Annotated in this window: 12 protein-coding genes; 5 read left to right on the top strand and 7 right to left on the bottom strand. The window is 66.0% G+C overall.

Features of this window, described 5'->3' with window-relative positions; genetic code table 11:
• Positions 1-206 precede the first annotated feature (206 nt).
• Complete coding sequence (locus tag MYF83_RS41540) at positions 207-530, bottom strand: hypothetical protein (protein ID WP_248966321.1); 324 nt, start codon at positions 528-530, stop codon at positions 207-209.
• Between the two features lie 210 nt (positions 531-740).
• On the opposite strand from MYF83_RS41540, the gene MYF83_RS41545 reads away from it, so the two are divergent.
• Positions 741-1,079 carry a putative quinol monooxygenase gene (locus tag MYF83_RS41545; RefSeq protein WP_248966322.1) on the top strand — a complete coding sequence of 113 codons (339 nt, stop codon included), beginning with the start codon at positions 741-743 and terminating at the stop codon, positions 1,077-1,079.
• The gene (locus tag MYF83_RS41550; RefSeq protein WP_248966323.1) at positions 1,072-2,298 is read left to right on the top strand and encodes a helix-turn-helix domain-containing protein; all 1,227 of its coding nucleotides are present in this window, start codon (positions 1,072-1,074) and stop codon (positions 2,296-2,298) included. The genes MYF83_RS41545 and MYF83_RS41550 overlap by 8 nt, the downstream gene beginning before the upstream one ends.
• Positions 2,299-2,410: 112 nt before the next feature.
• On the opposite strand, the gene MYF83_RS41555 is transcribed toward MYF83_RS41550, so the two are convergent.
• Both MYF83_RS41555 and tsaA read right to left on the bottom strand, forming a co-directional pair.
• On the bottom strand, positions 2,411-3,283 hold the full coding sequence (locus MYF83_RS41555) for a class I SAM-dependent methyltransferase (RefSeq protein WP_248966325.1): 873 nt from the start codon (positions 3,281-3,283) through the stop codon (positions 2,411-2,413).
• Between the two features lie 38 nt (positions 3,284-3,321).
• Complete coding sequence (tsaA, locus tag MYF83_RS41560; RefSeq protein ID WP_248966326.1) at positions 3,322-3,741, bottom strand: tRNA (N6-threonylcarbamoyladenosine(37)-N6)-methyltransferase TrmO; 420 nt, start codon at positions 3,739-3,741, stop codon at positions 3,322-3,324.
• Between the two features lie 129 nt (positions 3,742-3,870).
• Here tsaA and MYF83_RS41565 point away from each other — a divergent pair, with 129 nt between their 5' ends.
• A complete protein-coding gene (locus MYF83_RS41565) occupies positions 3,871-4,158 on the top strand; it encodes a DUF1905 domain-containing protein (RefSeq protein ID WP_248966327.1) in 288 nt (95 codons plus the stop codon).
• Positions 4,159-4,344: 186 nt separating this feature from the next.
• On the opposite strand, the gene MYF83_RS41570 is transcribed toward MYF83_RS41565, so the two are convergent.
• The 3 genes from MYF83_RS41570 to MYF83_RS41580 form a co-directional block, all read right to left on the bottom strand.
• Positions 4,345-6,174: an ABC transporter ATP-binding protein/permease gene (locus tag MYF83_RS41570; RefSeq protein WP_248966328.1), complete on the bottom strand. Its 1,830-nt coding sequence runs from the start codon at positions 6,172-6,174 to the stop codon at positions 4,345-4,347.
• A 334-nt stretch (positions 6,175-6,508) separates the two neighbouring features.
• Entirely contained in the window at positions 6,509-6,946 is a 438-nt protein-coding gene (locus MYF83_RS41575; RefSeq protein ID WP_248966329.1) for a MarR family winged helix-turn-helix transcriptional regulator, read from the bottom strand.
• A gap of 3 nt (positions 6,947-6,949) precedes the next feature.
• Entirely contained in the window at positions 6,950-7,366 is a 417-nt protein-coding gene (locus tag MYF83_RS41580; RefSeq protein WP_248966330.1) for an SRPBCC family protein, read from the bottom strand.
• Between the two features lie 894 nt (positions 7,367-8,260).
• Here MYF83_RS41580 and MYF83_RS44095 point away from each other — a divergent pair.
• On the top strand, positions 8,261-11,113 hold the full coding sequence (locus tag MYF83_RS44095) for a tetratricopeptide repeat protein (RefSeq protein WP_248966331.1): 2,853 nt from the start codon (positions 8,261-8,263) through the stop codon (positions 11,111-11,113).
• A gap of 674 nt (positions 11,114-11,787) precedes the next feature.
• On the top strand, positions 11,788-12,186 hold the full coding sequence (locus MYF83_RS41590; protein ID WP_248966332.1) for a hypothetical protein: 399 nt from the start codon (positions 11,788-11,790) through the stop codon (positions 12,184-12,186).
• A 290-nt stretch (positions 12,187-12,476) separates the two neighbouring features.
• Here MYF83_RS41590 and MYF83_RS43515 read toward each other — a convergent pair whose 3' ends face one another.
• Positions 12,477-15,407: a tetratricopeptide repeat protein gene (locus MYF83_RS43515; RefSeq protein ID WP_279340778.1), complete on the bottom strand. Its 2,931-nt coding sequence runs from the start codon at positions 15,405-15,407 to the stop codon at positions 12,477-12,479.
• Between the last annotated feature and the right edge of the window lie 615 nt (positions 15,408-16,022).

Raw genomic sequence — 16,022 nt, forward strand, 5'->3', positions numbered from 1 at the left:
ACTGGCTACGGGTAGGCGAACATGACATGCTGATTCCTCCTCTTGGACGAGGACCGGGCGCGTCCTGTCTTTGCGGGTAGGCGCGCCCGGAACATGCGCTCAGAGAATGCACAGGCCATCGGCCTGGAGTGATGCGACGGAGATTCCTCCGCGCGACATCACGTGAGGGACACCTCAGGTGGACCGTGAGCGTCGTGAAGCTTCGGTCAGGCGGACTTGACCGCCGAAACCGTCGCCGTCTTGATCTCCGCCGCGCGAAACGCAACGCCGTTACGCCCGTTGGTCGCCCAGGGCAGGGCCTCCAGCTTGGCGAGAGAGACGACCTGTCCCACCTTCACCTCGGGCCGTTCACCGGCCGTAGTGACAGTGATGACTTCGCCTCCGTCCTCGTCCAGGATGAACACCTGCGTCGACCACATCGGCCGGCCAGTGTCGCGCTCGGACTTCTGACGACCGTTCTGGTCGGTCTTCTCGACCGCTCCCTTCGACACCGTCACCTGCTTGTTGCTCGTGTCCACGTAGAGCTTCATGAGCCCTTCCCTTCGATCTAGGGCGCACCGCCTCTCGGTGCCACTTCCCTATGCCGTACGTCGAGTGCGGCTACTAGCATTTTGAGTGCGGGTCGAGGCTTAGTCAAGCACGACCCGCAAATAAAATGCGGGTATCGCATTCTGGTACTTGAAGTGCGGTCCGGCCTAAGGTGAGTAACGGATGAGATCCACCAACACCAGGAGCTAGACATGGCCGACGACGCGAAGCCGTTCGCACTGGTAGTGCGCTTCACGGTGCGTCCAGGGGCAGAAGCGGAGTTCGACGAACTCACCGCGCGAACTGTCGCGCAGATCCGGACGCAAGAGCCCGGAACATTGATCTACACCTGCCACGAAGTAGAAGGCACACCCAATGAGCGGATCTTCTACGAGCTGTACCGCGACCGCGCCGCGTTCGAGGAGCACGAGAAGCAAGACCACGTTCGGCACTTCCTGACCGCTCGCGAGTCCCTGCTCCAAGACCTCCGCGTGGACTTCCTGGCACTCGTCGACGGCAAGCCGAACGGAGCGATCACCACTGATGCCTGACGCGCAACTCATCGGTGAGCGCATCGCGTACCACCGCAAGCGACTTGGCCTGTCTCAAGTCGAATTCGCCGGCCTCGTGGGCCGGTCCGAGAGCTGGGTGTCTCAGGTCGAACGTGGAGTACGCCCGGTTGACCGACTCTCGGTCCTCCAGAAGCTCGCCGACGTCCTCAGCGTCTCGGTCGCGGAGATCCGTGGAACCGCCGAGGACGAACCCACGGCGACCGAGGAACGGCCCGAGGCGTTCGACACGCTCAGGCTCGCACTGACCGGCCACCCAGCGGCCCGGGTCGTCATCGGCACCGACAGGCCCGCCGTCACTCACGAGCGCATCACCGAGCTGCACGAGCGCAAGGCCCCGGTCTGGGACATGGTCCACGGCAGCCGCTACACCGAGCTTGCCCCAGTACTCGCAGAACTGATCTCCGATCTTGAGCTTGCCGTACGGCTTGCGCCCGACGATCAGCTCAAAACCGACGCACGCGAGCAGCTTGCCGACACCTATCAGGCAGCCGCCGCCATGCTGTCCAAGCTGGGAGAGAACGACGCGGCATGGATCGCGGCAGATCGAGCCGCGTTCATCGCCGAATCACTCGATTGGCCATTGGCCGTCGCCGCCAGCCTGTTTCGAATGGCGCACGTCTTCCTGAGCTTGCGCCAGACGACGCAGGCGTATCAGGTCGGATCAACAGCCGGCCAGGCTCTGGAGTCGCGCATTCGCACCGACCCCTCAGCCGAGGCCCTGTCGCTCTACGGCGCCTTTCAGCTCGTGTTGGCCATTGCAGCAGCCCGGGACAATGAGCGAGCCCAGGCGCACAAGCACCTCAACGCCGCCCGTGAAACCGCCGAACGGATCGGCGAAGATCGCAACGATTACGGCACCGAGTTCGGCCCTACCAACGTCGCAATTCACGCCGTAGCCATCGCCGTAGAGCTGGGGGACGCCGGACAGGCCCTTGACCTCGCCCAAGACGTGGACACATCGCACATGTCCCCCGAGCGGCAAGCACGGTTCCTCATCGACCTGGCACAGGCCCAAGCCATGCGCCGCCAGATCGGCGAAGCCCTCCACTCCCTCGAAGAGGCCGAACGTCTTACCCCCGAGCAAACCCGCACGCACAACGTCGCCCGGGACGTCGCCCGCGACCTCATCCAGCTATCGGGTGGCCGCCCCCGTCCGGAACTTCGGGACCTAGCGGAACGGTTCGGCGTCCTGCCCTGAGCTAGGTGTCCTGCTTCGGTTGATGCTTGACATGATCAATCCAGAGTCGTGCCGCGACTCGCGGCATGTCCGGATGACCGTTGGCAGGGGCGGACATCTGATTATCGAGGCACTACTGCTCGCAGCGCCGACGCGCGAGATGGACGGTGATGTCGGCGGCAATCTCGACCGTCTCAGGCAGAACCCGCATGATCCGGCTATATACCTGCTCTTGCTCCGAGGTCGGCAATCCGAGATAAGCCGAGACGGTCGAGAGATGGCCAACGTAGTCGCGAGCACTCATCGTCAAGCGCCGCTCGATCACGGACTGCTGAACATCGGCGAACCACTCAGACCGTTGGAGCTCCGTACCCGGCCACTGCATGTCATGTCCCGGAGGCGTCCCATCCGGAGACGGAACCTCGTCGCTCTCCAAAAACGGTGCCCGGGCCGCGCGAACAGCTTCCTCCACAGCCGGGTCAGCCAGCTGGACTGGTCCACCGAACGAGGCAAACACGCCACACGGCTCCAGCAGCGCGGCCATGCGCGACCACCGACCCTCCGGGTTCGTCCAATGCAGCGCCGCTGCCGCATAAACCAGCCCGTAGCTCTCGCCCGGTCGCAAGTCCTCGAACGCGGCTTGCACGGTCTTGACGTTTACTGGCACGTGCTTACGCAGCTCGGCGAGCATGGCCCCGTCAGGCTCGGTCGCGGTGACCGTGACCCCCCGTTGAGCGAACAGACAGGTTGCTTTGCCTGTCCCAGCGCCAATCTCGAGGGCAGTCCGAACCGGCTGACCCGCGTACGTCATCACCATGTCGAAAAGCTCAACGGGATACCCCGGCCGGAACCGTTCGTATGCTTCCGCCACCACTCCGAAGCTCAGTGCGCGACCAGACATGCCGAACATCCTGACACGATCTGCGCCGTCAATACTCGGTCTTTTCGCGCGACCCAACCGCCCGATCATGGGCAGCAGAAGTCTGAAGCAACGACGATCGCTCATCGGCAGATCAGGGCGACTGTCGGTCCAGACCGGACCGATCAGCGTTCGGTGTCGCGGTCGAGCACTGGCTTCACGTCCACGATCGGTGTTCCGTCCAGGGCCTCCAGGTTGCGCACCAGCACCCTGCCGCCTTCGGTCGACACGATCATCACCCGGTGCAACCCCACCGGATTAGGGCGATCAGGGGACCGTGTATTGAACACCCCCGTTTCCGGCCGGGTCAGATCTCCCCGCGGATGAACCACCAGCACGTCCCGACGTGCTCGATCAAGCCAGGTCAAAACGATCACCTCGGCGCCGACCTGAAGACCGCGCAGCCCTTCACCCACCTCAGGCTCGAACACCAACCAGGCATCCGGCGCCCCTTCATCACCCTGCTTGGGTGCCGCATCGCGCGCCACCAGCGAAGACTCCACCCACTCGATCGGATGTACGACGTAGGAACCGCCTGAATCCATGCGACCTCCTCATGCCACAGCGTATCGACCGGCCAGCGGCATGAGCGGATGTCGAACACGGCCGCGAGTGCCGGTCAACTGGACACGTGAGCGCGTCTGCTGGAACTGGTCGGCTCCTATCCTGACCGAATGAACCTGGAATTCAGCGGCGAGATGTGGTTCTGGAAAGGCCCGGCGCCGTGGCACTTCATCACCGTTCCCGAACAGGAGTGCGGTGAGCTGAAAGCGACGTCTGCCCTCGTAACCTATGGCTGGGGCATGATTCCGGTCACGGCGCAGATCGGGGGAACCGGGTGGAAGACATCGCTGTTCCCGAAAGATGGGCGGTACCTCGTGCCGGTGAAGGCGTGGGTGCGGAAGGCCGAAGGGCTTGAGGTAGGCGACATGGTGACGGCCCGCCTGGCCGTCGATGTCTAACCAGCCGGCGAACCAACGAGTTCGCTGCGCGCGGCATGTCAGGACGTTGCTGCGGGAGAAGGGGCGGCATGTGGGCCATGACCTGCTGCTCGCCTCCTGCGTCGACAGCCCCGCCATGCGCCGGGAACCGAGCGCATCCATCCGATAGAGCTGAACATCCGCTCCTCGATCAGAGGCGGGTAGGGCCTACCCGCCTCCCTGCGCCATGCCCCAGCGTCCCGCACCGAGCAGTTCCAGGTGGTGGGTGTGGAAGGCGTTCAACGTGCTGCGATGGCCGACGCTGACGAGAATGCACTGGGGCAGGCGATCGCGGATCAAGCTGTACAACGCGTGTTCGAGACCTTCGTCGACGGCGGAGGTCGCCTCGTCGAGGAAGGCCAGGCGGGGCCGCTTCAGCAGGACCCTGGCGAAACCGAGGCGCTGCTGCTCGCCGGGAGACAGGATGCGGGACCAATGGGCCTCATCGTCGATCTGATCCTCCAGGTGGCCGAGCTGTACCCAACGCAACGCCTCGCACGCCTGCTCGTCGCCGATCCGGTGCGCAGGATCGGGGTAGGCCAGCGCAGTACGCAGGCTTCCCAGGGGCAGATACGGCTGCTGCGACAGGAAGAGCGTGTGAGCTCCGGTGGGCCGGCGGACGGTGCCATGGGCGTGCGGCCAGAGACTGGCCAGGCTGCGCAGCAACGTGGTCTTCCCGCTCCCCGAGGCTCCCCTGACCAGCAGTGCTTGCCCTGGGCTCATGCTCAGCGTCAGGCCTTCGATCAGCGGTTGCCTGTCGGGACGCCATACCCTCAGGCCCTCGATCTCCAGCGCGTCGGGACGATGCGCGAAGGCCGGCGACGACAGGTCGCGCGACTCCTTGTTCGCGTCCATCAGCGCCGTCAGCCGGTTCAGCGTCGCTCGGTAGGTGGCGAAGGAGTCGTAGGAGTTCCTGAAGAAGGACAACGAGTCGTGCACCTGGCTGAAAGCGTCGGCGGTCTGGGTGATGTCACCGAGTGAGATCGTCCCGCTGAGGAAGCGCGGCACCTGGATGATGAAGGGGAACACGACCGAGATCTGGGTGACCGCGTCGTTGAACGCCTGAAGCTTCAGGGACCGCTTGGTGATCGCCCACGTGTTTCCCATGACACTGGAGAACCTGGCCGACAGCGCCGTCCGCTCGACATTCTCGCCACCGTAGAAGGCGATGCTCTCGGAGTTGTCCCGCAGGCGGACCAGGGCGTAGCGGAAAGAGGCGGAGAGCCCCTCTCGCAGGAAGTTCAAGTGGATCAGCGGGCGACCGATCCTGAAGGCGAGGAACGAGGCCATGATCACGTAGGCGTAGGCGAGGAAGACCATCGCACGCGGTACCTCGTGGCCGAGGACGGACATCGGTCCTGACAGCCCCCAGAGAATGGCGGTGAACGACACCAACCTCAAGGCGGCGCCGATCGCACCGATCGACAGGTTGTATGAGTTCTCGACGAACTGCGTGACGTCTTCCTCGATGCGCTGATCCGGATTGTCGACCGGGGAGCTCACGAACTGGCCCCGATGGTAGGCGTGCCCGTCCAGCCAGTCGGCGATCATGTGGTCGTTGAGCCAGGTCCGCCAATGGATGAACAGTCGCTGGGTGATGAGATACGCGAGCTGTGCACTGGAGACGGTGATCGCCGCGAGGACCATGAAGACGGTGACATAGAACCAGAACATCTTCGCGTCCAGCTCCTGCAGCGCCGTGAAGAGGCCGTTCGTCGCATACGAGATCAGCACTTCGAGGCGCACCGCGAGGACCGTCAGCCAGAGCAGCAGCAGGAGAGTGAGCAGCGGTCGCCAGGTGATCCAGCTATGCCCAGGCGTGAGATAGGGAAAGGCGAGTCGCCGGAACTGCCGCCCCCAGTGCAGGTAGCGGGTCAGCAGCCAGACCACCAGGGCGCCGACCAGAATGGTGACGACACAGGTCATCGCCGTCGAAGTGAGGGACGTGAGCCATTCGTGCTGCCAGTCCATGGCGCCGCTGGCGGATCGAGTCGACACCTTTAAGAAGATACGTCCTTAAAGTCCGATTTGTACTGTTTTGGGTGGAGATTTGAGGTGCGGTGGCTTGTCAATCGCTATCAATCCGCGGACGGCCTTACCGTCCACCGCCCCGGACGGCAGCAGACCGGCGGGTGGAGGCTGCTGGCGCTCTCGCTGGGCGGCGCGCCGGGTTTCCCGGTCGCGCCAGTGCCCCGGCTCGGGATCGGCCGCTACCACGCCCGGCTGTCGATCGGCGCCTGTCAGGCTCGGTCGAGGTGTTCGGAGGGACGCTCTCTCTTCGGCATGAGCGCACAGCGGCAGATCCGGATGTCCGCATGCTCCCCGGATCTCGTCAACGGTCGTCAACGCGGCTGGCGAGTGGACGCAGCATCGCCAGTAGTGCAGCGAGGTCGGGGATGGATTGGAAGAACGCGGCGTCGGTGGCCTCCACGGCGGTTACGGCTTGTCGGGCCAGTTCCGCGCCGCGGTCGGTCACCCGCAGACGTTTGGCCCGGGTGTCGGCCGTATCGACCTGACGCCGGATCAGCGACTTGGCTTCCAGCTTGCGCAGTACCTGGGAGGTCATCTTCACGTCGGTGCCGGCCTGCCTCGCCACGCTGAGCTGGTTGGGGTCCTCACCCTGAGAGTTCAACCACCAGGTGGTGGTCAACAACACAAACTGCACATGGGTCAGGTCCAGCGGGGCCAGCACTGCAGCAATGTCACGCTGCCAGCGCAGCGTGACATGCCACAGCAGTAACCCTGGGCTGTCGTCCGGATCGAGCGGCATGGCTCAACCCTCCGCGAGCTTCACCAAGGCGGCGAGGACATCGGGAAAGTCGGCTGTGATCGCGGGGCCGAGCTGCGGCCCGACCTGGTCGGCGGCGGGGCCGGTGATCTCCGTCCGATAGACCACCCGCGTCTTGCCGGTCGCCGCCGGTTCCAGCAGGTGCACCGTGCGCACTACGAAGTCTCCCGCGTCCATCTCGTCGGTGAACAGTTTCCCCGGTACGACTTCTGTTATGCGCATCTGGAGGGGATCGTCCCCGGGCGGGGTCATGGTGAACACCGTGCCGGCCGCGAACGGGCCGTCAACGTCGATCTTCTCAATGCCCGCGTTCCATTGCGGCCACTCCGCGATGGACGACCAGTGTCGCCAGAGGGCTTCCGGCGTCGCGGTCGTCTCCACGCTGTGCTGGTACTCCCACATGATTGCTCCTCACGCCAATTGAACTGCGTGGAGATTATCTCTGTGGAGACTATCCGTCAATGTGAAGAGCGCTTCTGCGTATCCGCTCATCGGCATGAGCGGAAGTGTCGCCGGGCGACATGATGGCCAGTCCACGCAGAGCTTGGGTTGGTCAACCTCGTCGTGATCATGTAACGCATCAGGCGGGGCCGAAGCGTCAAGCATCATGTGAGATCGGGCACTGCCCTGAGCTAAGGCTTGTGAGAACTTTCTGTACGTCTTCAAGGCGGCCCGAACCGGGCCGCACGCGCCGCCGTCACGGCAACGCCGCCGCCTCCCGCTAGCGCTCCCGGCGGCCGGCTAAGACCACGCCGGACGGCTGGCGCGGACGAGTGGACGGGCCGCCAACCAGCCGTACGGTAGTCCACCGCCTCAGCATTCCGGCAGGGGAACGAGTCGCCGGCACGCCAAACGCAGCGCGAGGTCATCAGGCGAACGTCCCGGCGCGCTGTGCTGAGGTGAGAACGCGCTGCGGTGACCGTGGAAGGTGCAAGGCACCCCCCTGCCCCGAGCTGCCGATTATGCGCGGCGCCCGGCCCGCGTCAACCACGGCTGTGACCGTAGGGCAACCAGCGCGCGTGGAAGGTCACCGGGAATCTGGAACACGCCAAGCCGCGGTTGACCCGGTCCGGCCGGCAGTCGCGCACTTTCGCAGCTATCGGGGTCAGGGGGGTGTGGGCAGGCGCGCTGTGCCCGTTCGTGCCCGGACGATCGCCGACCACAAGCGGGTGACGGGAGATGCGGTGAATTGGTGGACGCGCTGGCCAATGTGCGTTTTCCTGTGATCTGCGGGGGTGGGTTCGGCGGGTTTGCGTGGGCCGGAGGCGTGGGATGGGGCGGAGCCGGATCGCTGTGGTGATCGGCTGGTTGGTGCTGGTGGGGGCGGTTCCCGCGGTGCTGACCGCTTTCAAGGTCACTGATCCGTGGGTTGCAGGGGGCGCGGCGTTGGTGGCTGCGCTGGCGCTGGTGGCTGCCGGGATGTGGCAGGAGCGGTTCAAACGGCTGGTTCAGCGTCGTGATGAGCAGCGGTTCAAGGTCGCCGATGGGCTGCTGCTGTTGAAGTCGGGGCGGGTGCCAAAGGTCGGTCAGATGAGCGATCCGCTGCGGCTGGGTGTGCATCCCAGTGCTCCGGCCTACGGGGCGGCTGCCGGGTCCGGGCGGGTGGCCGGTGACCGGGTGCCGGCCTATGTGCCGCGCGACGTCGATACCGAGCTTGCCGAACAGCTGCGCAGGGGCGGGTTTGTCGTGCTGGTGGGAGATTCCACCGCCGGCAAGTCACGGACGGCGTTCGAGGCGATCCGCACCGAGCTGCCGGCGCATGAGTTGTTCGTCCCTGGTGACAAGAACATCGGCAAGGATGTGATGGCCGCCCTGGTGGAGCGGATCAGCCAGTCCCGGCGGGCGGTGCTGTGGCTGGATGACCTGGAGCACTACATCCGAGCCGGCACCATGACCACAGCGCAGATCAGCCGTATCCGGGACGGCAAGGGCCACAAGGTGATCCTGGCCACGTTACGCAGCGCCGAAGAAGACCAGCTCACCCAAGTGCCCTCCGATGCCGAGGATCCCAAGCGCAAGCTGGGCGATGAGGCCATCCAGATGCTCGGCCAAGCCTGCAAGATCCGTCTACGCCGGCTGTTCAGCGCGGGTGAGCTGGAGCGCACCCGGGCGCATGTGTCGGATGAGCGGATCGCTGATGCGTTGGACTACAGCGGTGAATACGGCATCGCCGAGTACCTGGCCGCAGGCCCGCATCTGCAAGACGCCTATGACAACGCCTGGGAGGTCGGCCGTAACCCTCGGGGAGCGGCGCTGGTGGCCGCCGCGATCGACTGCCGCCGCGCCGGGCATCTGTCTGCCCTTCCCAAGGCCCTGTTGGAAGAGCTGCATCATGGATATCTCGATGCCCGAGGTGGGCAGCGGCTCCGGCCCGAACCGCTGGAGCAGGCATGGGACTGGGCGACCCGGCAACGCCGCTCCACCACCGCACTGCTGCAACCAGCCGACGACGGGGCACAGATAGAGGTGTTCGACTATCTGGTCGACCGCTATCAGCAGCAGGTCGGCCCCACCGCCCATGTCCCCCAGCAGACCATCACGACCATCATCGGCCATGCCCGCACACCAGACCTCGATGCCATCGCTCGCCAGATGCGGGCACAGGGACGCTACAAGCTCGCCACGCAAGCGCTCCAGCACGCGATTCAGCTCCGCCGCGTCAACGATGGTGAGGAGCACCCGGACACGCTGGCCAGCCGGAACAACCTGGCGGGCGTGCTGCGGACGTTGGGGAGGTTGGAGGAGGCCGAGGCCGAGCACCGGGCGGTGCTGAAGATACGGCGGCGGGTACTGGGTGAGGAGCACCCGGACACGCTGACCAGCCGGAGCAACCTGGCGGGCGCGCTGGGAGCGTTGGGGAGGTTGGAGGAGGCCGAGGCCGAGCACCGGGCGGTGCTGAAGATACGGCGGCGGGTACTGGGTGAGGAGCACCCGGACACGCTGACCAGCCGGAACAACCTGGCGCTCGCGCTGGGAGCGTTGGGGAGGTTGCAGGAGGCCGAGGCCGAGCACCAGGCAGTGCTGGAGACGTGGCGGCGGGTACTGGGTGAGGAGCACCCATCCACGCTGACCAGCCGGAACAACCTGGCGGGCGTGCTAGGGGATCTTGGGCGGTTGGAGGAGGCCGAGGCCGAGCACCGGGCGGAGCTGGAGACGTGCCGACGGGTACTGGGTGAGGAGCACCCGGACACGCTGGCCAGCCGGAACAACCTGGCGGGCGCGCTGGGAGCGTTGGGGAGGTTGGAGGAGGCCGAGGCCGAGCACCAGGCGGTGCTGGAGACGTGCCGACGGGTACTGGGTGAGGAGCACCCATCCACGCTGACCAGCCGGAACAACCTGGCGGGCGCGCTGCGGGCGTTGGGGAGGTTGGAGGAGGCCGAGGCCGAGCACCAGGCGGTGCTGGAGACGTGCCGACGGGTGCTGGGTGAGGAGCACCCGGACACGCTGACCAGCCGGAACAACCTGGCGGGCGTGCTGCGGGCGTTGGGGAGGTTGGAGGAGGCCGAGGCCGAGCACCGGGCGGTGCTGGAGACGTGGCGGCGGGTGCTGGGTGTGGAGCACCCATCCACGCTGGCCAGCCGGAATAACCTGGCGGGCGTGCTGGGGGATCTTGGGCGGTTGGAGGAGGCCGAGGCCGAGCACCGGGCGGTGCTGGAGACGTGCCGGCGGGTACTGGGTGTGGAGCACCCATCCACGCTGGCCAGCCGGAATAACCTGGCGCTCGCGCTGGGAGCGTTGGGGAGGTTGGAGGAGGCCGAGGCCGAGCACCAGGCGGTGCTGAAGATACGGCGGCGGGTACTGGGTGAGGAGCACCCATCCACGCTGGCCAGCCGGAATAACCTGGCGGGCGTGCTGGGGGATCTTGGGCGGTTGGAGGAGGCCGAGGCCGAGCACCGGGCGGTGCTGGAGACGTGGCGGCGGGTGCTGGGTGAGGAGCACCCGGACACGCTGGCCAGCCGGAATAACCTGGCGGGCGTGCTGGGGGATCTTGGGCGGTTGGAGGAGGCCGAGGCCGAGCACCGGGCGGTGCTGGAGGCGCGGCGGCGGGTGCTGGGTGTGGAGCACCCATCCACGCTGACCAGCCGGAACAACCTGGCGAGTCTGCTGAGGGCGTCGGGGAGGTTAGAGGAGGCTGAAGCGCTGGAGTGAGCCCGCTTCGCCAGTAACGAGCGCGAGAGTCTGAGTGACCAAGTGGGTGACAACTGCGGCGGACAGCCTCGAACGTTGGCGGACTCTCACGGATGTTCGCGCAGGTGACCGGCACTATGTCCCCTGAACAAATACGCGTTCCAGTTGCTTCACACCCAGAGGTCAGCAGGAAAGCAGACACTGAACCTGGCATCAGGGCCGAGCTGGCCGGCGACACGCGGACAGTAGGCGCTTCTCCCAAGCGATCAATGTGCGATCAGGGCACTTTCAGGGCACATGACTTCGTGACCACGTGCGAAACGTCGAGAACCATTGAGATGCATGACGCCAGGTTGTCGGGGTCGTCGGCGCTACGGCCCAGGTCACAAACACATGGCGTCACTTCCTGCGCAACAAGCGCCAGCGGGAACGGTCAACCGTGTGGCGGCCTGGCTACCGCCAGAGACGAGCCCCGCATGGACGCGGCGCTGATCTGGTGCCACGCACGTGCCAGTCACCACGGGGATTCAGGGGAAATACGGGGACTCAGGGGGACAGCCAGATGGCACCTGACCTAGGCCGTACCTGGTCAGGCGATCACGGTCCGAAGCCTTCCAAGCTGGTTGTCACATCCCGTCGCTACAGTTCGATCACCGCAGGCGTTTGCCGGGCCGAGCTGAATTCAGGGAGAGGTGATGCGGGAAGTAGGTCACTTCCGAGAGCTTCGTCATGGTCGACCAGACGGGCCATCTCTCGTCGATGCGGTAGGGCAGGGCCGTTACCTCGATCGGGGACAGATTGCCGACTATCTGATGACCGCCTCTGTGCTGGCGGTCACGGGTTCCATGGTTGACGACGTGATCAATCCGGAGAAGAAGCGGGTGGCCCCTTTGGAGGTGGCCACGGACGGGGAGTGGATATGGCCGCGCGATCTCTCCTACTACGTTCGGGAGTACGGTGTGGCACTCCCTACCGAGTTCGTTGATCATATTCGCCGGGCGAGATGGACCTCACCCCAGCTTTCACACGAACAGCTTGCCGAGCTGACGGACCGGCTGTGGGAGGAGATCCACGGTGAGTCACCCGAGCTCTGATAAAGGGCAGGGCACATCCAGGGCACATGACACCGTGATCACATACGAAACGTTGAGAACCACCGCGATGACCAACGCCAGGTCATCAGGATGGTTGACGATACAGCCCAGGTCACGAGCACGCGCGATCACTTCTACGACATGTGATTCGTAAAGCGGGTTGCACCCGGTGCGACCACTGTGAACTGCCGCCAGTTCACTTCCGGGGCAACGAATGGATGCGCGGGCGCTCACGGGTAGCCATGCCTACGCAGCCATCGGCGCGCCGGCGCCGGCGGATCCGCATCTGATCATTGAGAAGGGCGCGAGGGCTTCTCAATTTCCATCCTCAATCCGGTGAGCCTTCCCGCCAGTGATTCATAGGTCCGGCGGAATCTGTTCGGGGCCTGCTGAGCGAGCGCCCGGTAGATGGTGAGGGCTTCTAGGGTGGGGGGCAGGGCGTCGGCCGGGCGGCCCAGCCCCAAGAACATGGCGCCGAGGTTGCTCAGGGAGTCGGCCAGGTCGGGGCGGTGGCGGTCGGGGTTGGCCTGGGCCAGTTCGCGGCGGATGGTGAGGGCTTCTTGGGTGGGGGGCAGGGCGTCGGCTGGGAGGCCCAGCTTTGCGAACATGGCGCCGAGGTTGTTCAGGGAGCCAGCCAGGTCGGGGCGGTAGCGGTCGGGGTTGGCCTGGGCCAGTTCGCGGCGGATGGTGAGGGCTTCTTGAGTGGGGGGCAGGGCGTCTGGGAGGCCCAACTCCGCGAACCGGTTGCCGAGGTTGTTCAGGGAGTCGGCCAGGTCGGGGCGGTAGCGGTCGGGGTTGGCCTGGGCCAGTTCACGGCGGATGGTGAGGGCTTCTTGGGCGGGGAGCAGGGCGTCGGCCGGGCGGCCCAGCCCCGAGAACCAGTTGCCGAGGTTGCTCAGGGAGGTGGCCAGCCCGGGCCGGTAGCGGTCGGGGTTGGCCTGGGCCAGTTCGCGGTAGATGGTGATGGCTTCTTGGGTGGGGGGCAGGGCGTCGGCCGGGCGGCCCAGCTCCGCGAACCGGACGCCGAGGTTGTTCAGGGAGTCGGCCAGGTCGGGGCGGTAGCGGTCGGGGTTGGCCTGGGCCAGTTCACGGCGGATGGTGAGGGCTTCTTGGGTGGGGGGCAGGGCGTCGGCCGGGCGGCCCAGCTCCGCGAACAAGACGCCGAGGTTGTTCAGGGAGCCGGCCAGGTCGGGGCGGTAGCGGCCGGGGTTGGCCTGGGCCAGTTCACGGCAGATGGTGAGGGCTTCTAGGGCGGAGGGCAGGGCGTCGGCCGGGCGGCCCAGCCCCAAGAACATGGCGCCGAGGTTGCTCAGGGAGTCGGCCAGGTCGGGGCGGTAGCGGTCGGGGTTGGCCTGGGCCAGTTCACGGCAGATGGTGAGGGCTTCTTGGATGGGGGGCAGGGCGTCGGCCGGGCGGCCCAGCTCCAAGAACATGGCGCCGAGGTTGCTCAGGGAGTCGGCCAGGTCGGGGCGGTAGCGGTCGGGGTTGGCCTGGGCCAGTTCACGGCAGATGGTGAGGGCTTCTAGGGCGGAGGGTAGGGCGTCGGCCGGGCGGCCCAGCCCCGAGAACCAGACACCAAGGTCGATCAAGGAGCCGGCCAGGTCGGCGCGACTGCCGTTCCTGCGCACGTAGTCGACTCTCGCGTAGCGGACACCGACGTGCACCCCACGCATCAGCCCAGGAGGTAAGACGAGTTCCAGGCGGTCGAGGTCTTCTTCCGACCATTGTGCCTGAGCGATCAGGTGTCCCAGCTGCTCTTCCAACTGTCCGCGGGTGCGTGCCGACCCCGACAGGGCGGCGACCGCCGCCGGCGCCAGATGGAACAGATCACTTGCCACCACATCCAGGAAAACCGCCACCCCCTGAGGCATGTGATCGGCGGCATAGCCGAGCCAGCCAAGGGCGTGAGCGGCCTGGTCACGGGTCAGATCGGTACGCATGGCGCGAAGGAGCGTTGGTGAGGTTCGCAGCTGGTCGGCCAGGAACCACCCGGCGATCAGCTGCGGGCCCAGCGCGGGCGTGAACCGCCGCGGCCCTGGATACAGCGCGTTCGCCCAGCGCACCAGCTTGCCCAGTTCATCGGCACCGACATCCCGCAGATCGGGAACCCGGGAAAGGACAGCCACGGCCTCTTCCTCGCTGTCGGCTCCCAGCAGGACCAGCGCGGCCATGGCACGTTCCCGTGCGGGCTCCGACACCATCAACCGATGCTCGGGACGATCGGCGACCGCGTGCCAGTAAAGCTTCTCCTCCGCCAACAGCTGGCCCAGCAGCACATCAAGCGACGGACTGTCCCGCACCGATACAGGCCCACCCTGCTTGGCCACGTCCAGGAACACTGCCAGGGCATGCGCCACCAGCAGTACAACCGGTGCGTTCTCCTCATGCCCGGGGCCGCGGAGATAGCCCGGCACGTGCGGAGGGTCAACCTTAGGGTTGCGGGTCATGGAGAAGGCCGCGACGGCTTCGGAAAACCAGCGAGCCCGATCGTCGACACTCCCCTGCGGCGACAAGCTCAACACGCGGGCCGACTCCACCACTGACGAGGCCTGCTCATCTCTGCTCCGGCTGATCTGCCTGAGCCACAGCCCTGCATCCCGGACGGTCACCAGCAGCCGGACCGGCGGCGGGCCGCCCTCAGCGGCCAGCGCGGCCAGCAGCCCGATCAGATCATCACGCTCCTCGGCGTCATCGACCAGCGCCAGCACCGGCCGGTCGGCGTCCTTCGCGACCGACGCCAACCGAGCCGTGTCCTCAGAGCGCAACCAGCCGCATACCCACGGCTCGCCCCGCTGGCGGGCGAACTCCATGACCAGGCGGGTTTTGCCGATCCCCGCCGGACCGTCCACCACGAACACCGCCGGAGCATGCTCATCGGCCAGCCACTCGCCCAGTGCGTTCCCTTCAGCGGTACGGCCGCGGAACAACACCGGGCAGCCCCGCGCCCGCAGGAACGACAACGGCATGTTCCATGTCCCCGTGATGTCCAGCCGCTGCGGAACAAGCTCTCTGAGCGCACGCCCGACGGCCTGGCGCTCAGTGCGGCGATCGACCATCACCGAACCGACCAGTCCGCCCAGTCCGCCAACGATCCCGCCCAGCCCCGGCGACAGCCCGCCTTGGGTCGCCCCAGCGATCCCCGCACCGACACCGGCAATCAGGAACGCCCCCACCGCCAACACGCGATTGAGCGGCTTGCCATAACTCGCCCGCCTCGACATGGGCTCTCCCAGATGTGAGAGACAACGACCGGCATCCCCCGACACCTACGACGAACCAAGCGTGATCAGCGTTTCACACAACGAGCGCGCCACGAAACAATTTAGCCCAACCGCTGATGAGTCGTGTGCCAGATGCGTGCCAGATTGAACGGCGATCAGCGGTGTCTCACGGGGACTCACGGTCACTCAACTGCCGCTGAGCTGCATCCCCGTTTCCAGGTCACAGGGGATAGATCAGTAGCCGATTCCCAAGCTGACAGCGCGGGGCAGGCCACCCGGCATCACATACAGAAGCGTGATTGGCTGAGCGCCCAAAGGGGAGCCAAGTCGAGAGCCACACGCGGTGAATCAGTGTGAACGGGTCTGGACTCAGTTGACCGGCCTGACCTCGCATCCGGATCAGCCTGAACTGATCGACACGGGGAGAGTCTGATTCGAGTCCTATCGCGGCAGTGAGTGACCAACTGAGTGACATCAGAGATGCCTCACGTGTCGACGACGGGTGAAAACTGACCCTGTGGCGACGGCCGAAAACTGACCCCCTTCAGTCCACTCTGGAGGGTGATCAAGGTGGAGGACTGGGCGGAGATCCGCCGGTTGCACCGGGCCGAGCAG

Origin of the sequence: Sphaerisporangium perillae (assembly GCF_023276435.1) — a bacterium.
GTDB classification, from domain to species: domain Bacteria; phylum Actinomycetota; class Actinomycetes; order Streptosporangiales; family Streptosporangiaceae; genus Sphaerisporangium; species Sphaerisporangium perillae.